The organism is Moorena sp. SIO1F2, from assembly GCF_010672755.1.
Taxonomy (GTDB): Bacteria; Cyanobacteriota; Cyanobacteriia; order Cyanobacteriales; family Coleofasciculaceae; genus Moorena.
Map to the genome: position 1 here is coordinate 1 of NZ_JAAHFV010000411.1, position 5,386 is coordinate 5,386.

The 5,386-nt window shown below is 44.2% G+C and carries 3 protein-coding genes; all 3 read right to left on the minus strand.

Annotated features, from left to right (window positions below; all coding sequences use genetic code 11):
* Positions 1-466 precede the first annotated feature (466 nt).
* The 3 genes from F6J94_RS29590 to F6J94_RS29600 all read right to left on the minus strand — a co-directional run bounded on the left by F6J94_RS29590 (position 467) and on the right by F6J94_RS29600 (position 5,191).
* Positions 467-1,969: a reverse transcriptase domain-containing protein gene (locus F6J94_RS29590; protein ID WP_293046873.1), complete on the minus strand. Its 1,503-nt coding sequence runs from the start codon at positions 1,967-1,969 to the stop codon at positions 467-469.
* A 546-nt stretch (positions 1,970-2,515) separates the two neighbouring features.
* Positions 2,516-3,913: a transposase gene (locus F6J94_RS29595; protein ID WP_293046876.1), complete on the minus strand. Its 1,398-nt coding sequence runs from the start codon at positions 3,911-3,913 to the stop codon at positions 2,516-2,518.
* Between the two features lie 159 nt (positions 3,914-4,072).
* Positions 4,073-5,191: an aminotransferase class I/II-fold pyridoxal phosphate-dependent enzyme gene (locus tag F6J94_RS29600; RefSeq protein WP_293046878.1), complete on the minus strand. Its 1,119-nt coding sequence runs from the start codon at positions 5,189-5,191 to the stop codon at positions 4,073-4,075.
* Positions 5,192-5,386 lie beyond the last annotated feature (195 nt).

Consider the following 5,386-nt stretch of genomic DNA (forward strand, 5'->3'; position numbering starts at 1 on the left):
CCTTCCGGAGACGAAACCTTAGAATAAGGTTTGAAGTTACCGTAAGGAGAGTGGAGCCTTAATCATAAAGTTTTAACCCTTTTACCCATAACCGACTAACCATAAAGGCTCCACTCTCCTAAGGTTTCGTCTCTGGCCTTAATCATAAAGTTTTAAACCTTTTACCCATAGCCGACAAACCATAAAGGCTGCCTTATTCTGACGGTAACTTCTAACCAAAAAACGCGCGGTACGACGCAACAATACTGCCTGTACCTCGGTTTTAGTCATGTACCGAGTAATAACGAAGTCTGTACCTCGATCCTTGATGTTTTTGGCAGCATTGTGGTCAGCCTGTGTTAGAGTCGATGTCCCCTATTATGGGGAGCACCTCTCCTTTCGGCTAAGGCCGACGCTGCGCGAACAGAACCGAGCGTGAAGGTTTCCCCTCACTCGGCTCCTAGATATCCTTAGCTTTCGCTTTGCTTCAGTGTATCTGTTGGTGGCAGCTTTGATGTACTGCTAGTAAGTTCTTAGATTTCCAATTGTCGTGGTTTCCATCGACGTGATGGAGGTGTACAGATTCGTCTTCTAAGAACTTTAAACCACAGTGTCCACAGGAATGGTTCTGTTTTTTCAAAGCTTCAGAGGTAGCATCAGAGTATAATCGTGAGTTCCGATTGCTCCAATAGACTAGGTCGCCATCATAGGGTGACTTAGTCCCCTTTACATTTACATGTTGGTTTTGTTTGTAACCTACCTTTGGGAATCCTTTTTTACATAGTTCGTTGGCTTTATACCGGTTGACCTTCTTTTCTTTACGGAATTTCCGGTTTGCGGTCTGGTTCATGAACCATAGGGAGTCCCGAGCGCTGCTCATGTCGCAGCTGCTGTGGTAATTACGCCAACCGCGTACGATGGGGGCTAACTTTTTGGCTTTTACTTCAGCACCATAATTCGAGTTGTTGACTATGGCTTTGATTTTCTTGCGTATGTTCCGGTGATTTTCCTCTGAGGGAATACATCGGAATTTTCCGTTTTTCTGGACGCGGAAGTTCCACCCCAGGAAATCAAATCCATCTGTCGCTTTAGTTAGCTTGGTCTTTTCTTCGCTGATTTCCATCCCGCGTTCTGCTAAGAACATCTTGATTTTATTCAAAATTTTCTCGGCGTTGTCTTTTGGCTTGAGGATTATTACCATATCATCGGCGTACCGAAGACTGTGATGTATATCCTCTATTCCGTTGAGTGCCACATTTGCTAATAGGGGGCTGACCACACCGCCTTGGGGTGTTCCTTGCTCTGGGAATTCCGGATTGATGCCTGCTTTTAGGCATCTGAAAATCCCCTGTTTTAGACACGCAGGTGCTAGCAATCTATCCATTATGGAGCTGTGTGCGATGCGGTCAAAGCATTTCTTTATGTCTAGTTCGATAATTTGCTTATTTTTATTAGTGCCGTTTTTATTGCTTCTTAGATTTTGAAATAGGCGTTTTTGTACGTCTTGTGTACATCTACCTGTTCTGAACCCGTAGCTGTCGGCGCTGAACGTGGCCTCGTGGGCTGGTTCTAAGGCAAACTTGGCGCTTACTTGCCATGCTCGGTCAGGGATTGTTGGTATTTTCAACATCCGGGTTTTTCCATTCTTTTTGGGAATGGGGATTTCCCGTAGTCCGCTATGTTTCCAGTCGGAGGCATAGTGGTTTAATGTTTCTACCAGCTCTATTCGCTGTCTGTAATTGAGGCTTGACAGACCATCAATTCCAGCTGTCTTCTTTCCTTTATTTAGCTGTGATACTTGTCGAACGGCCAAAAATTGGGCTGAGCGAGATTTAAGAATCAGTTTTTGTAATGACCGTGCTTTCCTCAAGTCACCATCTCGAACTGCTTTATACACGCGCTTTTGTAGGCGGAAAAGATTTTGGCGGAGTTTCTTCCACTGTTGTCCTTTCCAAAGGTCGCTATATCTATTGGACATGCGTCTACCCATGCTCTCCTAAAAGTTTGTGTACTCTGGATACCCGCAGCCAGTTTCCGGCTGCATCCTACCCGACAGTAGGGATTAAGCTTGACATAGCTTACTAAGGTTCGACTAGTCCTTAGACCTATTTGCTGTCGTTTTTACTTGTTCCACCTGATAGATTGTTATGACGGTTTAGGACAGTCCGGAGATGAAACCTTAGAATAGTGGAGCCTTACTACAAAATTTTTAACCCTTTTACCCATAGCCGACTAACTATAAAGGCTCCACTATTCTTGCGGTAACTTCTAACCAATTTGCCTACCCTCTCCTCGGAGATTACAGCTGTTCGTGTTATAACGCTGTGAGGATTAGAGGGTGAAATCTCGCATATCTTCAGATTGCGGCTTTGGGGTAAGACACTTTTTTAGGACTTTTGTTAATCTATCCGTATCGTCTCCCTTTTAGCGGCAGTGTGGCTAATCTGTTTCACCTCTGATTCCGCCCTGGTGCCAGCTTCACTCTGCTAGGTTGTCACCTTGCTCGGTGTGGCCAGATAAGGAGTCACATCATCTCTTAATGGGGTGGACTTTCACCACCATCCATCAGGTAGTTAGAGTTCGGGGTTTTCACCGCGAATCCCCTAGTCATACCCTGCCTGGGATAGGCAGCTCCTACTAGGAACAAGCCGCACAACACGACCCCATTAAACCTGGTAAAACTGTCCCCGCTCCTTTTACCCAACAGGGTTCCGGTCACAGAGTCAATTTGCGACGTGTAACTAGGTTGAACTTCCGTAACAACCGACCCAGTCCAATTAGCCCATTTTTGTAAGGAATCCCGCATTACTCCCTTCATCCAACTATTCAGCTTACGGGACATGGCCTTGGACTGGCGTTTATTTTTTATTGGTTGTGTTAAATTTAAGGCCGTAGGCCACGCTTCGCGAACAGCAAAAACTAAGAGTGATTCGCCACTAAAAAGAGACTTGGAGGCAGCTCCTATAATCGCCTTTATTTCTGATTGATTCTGTCTGTAACGCTTGTTCTCTGTTTTTCGACTAAGATTGTTTTCTAGTATTCGAGCTGACTTAGCTGGATCTAGTTTTTCTAGTTTTCTATGAAGTGCCCAAAGTTTACCTCTATTTCGATTTTTAGCACATATACGATCCGACTTTTTAGTAATTGCCTTACCTAATCCTTTCCCGTAAGCTTGACCATCTGAATCATAAAAAGCTTCGGTATACCCCTTGTCTACTCCTACATGGCGACGTTCAGCGGTAATTTCTACTTTGCCATGATTGACTAAAAAGTGAATCTCAAACCTTTGCAATAACTGGTTGTAGATTAACCGAATCTGACCTCTTATTTGACGATTACATCTAACAAGTACCTTATTCCTCTTTCCCCTTGTTAGTCCAGCTAACTCTAATTCGTAGGTATTACGGGAGAGCCTTTTGCATCTATATCCTACTTGTTGATAGACTATTTGATTATCAACCCAAGAATGTCCCCGCTGGAAATCCTTTCTAACAAGCCTATGCAGTAGTGGATTGTTGATAAAAGCGCAACTTTTAAGCTGCTTACAAAGCTCTTTTCTGGTCTTTTGATTGTCTTTCCCTGGAAACCTTTTGTAGATTTTTTTTATTACAGCATCGGAACAAGCTGCCTGTTGGGCTGTAATTGCTTTTGCTACATCGTTAATAGTCCAATCCATCAATTTAGCAGGCAACCCCAAGGTATCGGGAGTCCTAAAACTCTTAATCTCCGGGATAGCCTTTTTCCAGTCCATCCCCCAATGGTTAATGCTGCCTAGTTTGTTGTAAGACTCAGCCCTGACGATGCCTAGTTTTTTCATTACCTGCAACAACTCAAGTTCAATCGACTTAGTCATTCCCACTACGGGAATGACCTGAGTCGATTGAACTTGGTTGTTCCTAGTTTTTTGGGCATCGTCAACTGCTATGTCAATCACCTTTAATTATACTCTAGCGCTAGTAAAATGTCAATGTCCGTTTTGCGATATTAAATCCCGTTTTATACCGTTTTATAGGGGTTTAATTGCGGGACTATAAGCCACTTTTAGTTATGTGCAAAAAATGGTAACATCCCACAAATGTGCAACGGCTCCTCACTAACCTAAAGCTTGGGTGAGATCTTCTAGTAGATCATCAGTATGTTCAAGACCAACAGACATCCGTAACAGATTGTCTGGGGTTCGGGTACCAGGAAATTCCATCGAAGCACGATGTTCGACTAAACTCTCGACACCACCCAAGCTAGTGGCTCGTGTAAATACTTTAACCTTGCCAGTAAAGGCAAAGGCATCTTCCCTGTTTCCTTTAACTTGGAAAGAAATCATACCCCCAAACAGGTTCATCTGAGCAGCAGCAATTCCATGTCCTGGATGGTTTGGTAATCCGGGATAATGAACAGCTTCTACTTGGGAGTGTTCTTCTAAAAACCGTGCCACCTTCAAGGCATTTTCTGAATGAGCTCTCATGCGGTAGGGTAAGGTCTGAATGCTCCGCAGGAGTAACCAACAGTCGAAAGGGGCGGCTACTGAACCGCCAGCCATCTGAATTGTTTTAATTTTGTGAAAAAATTCATCCTTAACCTTAGTAATCACGGCACCTCCTAAGACATCACTGTGTCCACCGAGATACTTGGTTGTGGAGTGGATAACCAAATCTGCCCCCAACTCCAAAGGACGTTGGCTAATCGGTGTTGCCCAAGTGTTATCGCAAACACAATAGACATTATGCTGATTGGCAATGTGGGCAATCTTGCTGATATCAGTAATCCTTAACATCGGATTGGAAGGGGTTTCTATCCAAATCAGCTTGGTGTTGGGTTGAACTGCCTCCATGACTGTGGTAGGATTAGCCATATCTACAAAAGTAACCTCCAAATTCCAAGGGCCGAAAATTTCTCGCAAGAGAAACCCAGTTCCTGTGTAACTATCTAGAGGTGCAACTACATGGTCTCCAGGAGACAAAGCCTGGAAGATACTCAAGGTAGCTGCTGAACCAGAAGAAAAAGCGGCGGCGGCTGCTCCCCCCTCCAATTTAGACAGGCATTTCTCCAAACTATCCCGATTCGGGTTATTGTCTCGACTGTAGTTATAACCCTGAGGGTAGCTGCCGTCTGGCTGACGTTCAAATGTAGTAGATAGATAAATTGGGGACACTACTGCCCCTGTGGCTGAGTCAATATTATGGCCAGCATGCACTGCCAGTGTCTCAATTTTCATGCAACCTTTTGCTCAAATCACTGATAATACCTTTTCATAGGGAAGACGCCACATCATCTATATATGTATATATATAGAATATAGCGTTCCTCATACTTATGAGGTACAGTCAATTTTCTCCCGCCCTTATTAAGGGGGGCAAGGGGGGATTATTACTCCCTACTCCCTACTCCCTACTCTCTACTCCCTATTCCC